1 protein-coding gene is annotated in these 440 nt (G+C 47.5%); it reads left to right on the top strand.

Features of this window, described 5'->3' with window-relative positions:
• On the top strand, positions 1-440 hold a 440-nt coding region (locus ACYVRA_RS09065), incomplete at both ends, for a toprim domain-containing protein (protein ID WP_461252380.1).

Here is a 440-nt window from a genome sequence, read left to right as displayed (position 1 = left end):
AAAGTGAGAACGATCGAAAAGTGCTTAAGTCATTCCGAGAATGTAAAAGCGTCGATGGGTCATCTTATTGATCTGCCCAAATCAAGAACAGCGATAGACGTGGATCATAATTTTGGGCCTGAATATATCACAGTCCGCGGAAGGGCGAAAATTTTAAAAGAATTGCAAACGGATGCGAAAAAATCCGGCAAGGTGCTGCTGGCCTGCGATAATGACCGCGAAGGGGAAGCGATAGCGTGGCATTTGCGTAACGCTATTACCGCAAAAACGGAAAAAGTTCCCATTGAAAGGATCAGATTTAACGAAATAACCCCGCAGGCCGTTAATGACGCGGTTTTAAATCCGCGCGGCATTGATGGAGAAAAAGTGGCCGCCCACAAAGCGCGGCCAGTTATTGACAGGCGTGATGGCGATAACCTTGCGCCGCTCCTCTGGAAAAA

Source organism: Treponema sp. R8-4-B8, from assembly GCF_054786175.1.
This window is presented reverse-complemented; position numbering and strand designations above follow the sequence as displayed.